Annotated in this window: 1 protein-coding gene; it reads right to left on the reverse strand. The window is 67.1% G+C overall.

What is annotated here, in order from left to right:
- Positions 1-435 (reverse strand): SwmB domain-containing protein (locus tag VTU_RS28300; protein WP_010106997.1); only part of this gene is annotated, 435 nt, incomplete at both ends.

Genomic DNA, 435 nt, shown 5'->3' on the forward strand with positions numbered 1-435 from the left:
GGCGCTGTTGATTGCCGGGGGCGTGGTGTCCGGTGTGTCGTTGGTCACGGCCTGGTTGCTGAAGTCCACCGCAGCGTTGCCGGCAGCGTCCTGCACGCCATTGCTGGCCGCGGGCTTGGCGTAGCTGACGGTCACCGTTTCGCCGTTGGCCACGGCGCGGCTGAGCGTGAGCGTGACGGTCTTGGCCGTCGCGTTCACCACGGCGCTGTTCACGGTGATGGCCGTGCCCGTGTCGCTGCTGACCGTAAAGCCTGCGCTGCCCGTGAGCGCGGCTCCATTCAGGCTGTTCGCTTCGGTGTAGCTGAGCACCAGTTGGTTGCCAGTGACCTTGGGACGCGAGTCGCCGGTGATGATCAGCGCCGGGGCCGTGGTGTCTGCTGGCGCTGGTGTGTTGTTCGTCACCGCGGTAGCAGCAAAGCTGGCCGCGTCGTTGCC

The sequence above is a fragment of the Verminephrobacter aporrectodeae subsp. tuberculatae At4 genome (assembly GCF_000193225.1).
GTDB classification, from domain to species: domain Bacteria; phylum Pseudomonadota; class Gammaproteobacteria; order Burkholderiales; family Burkholderiaceae_C; genus Acidovorax; species Acidovorax aporrectodeae.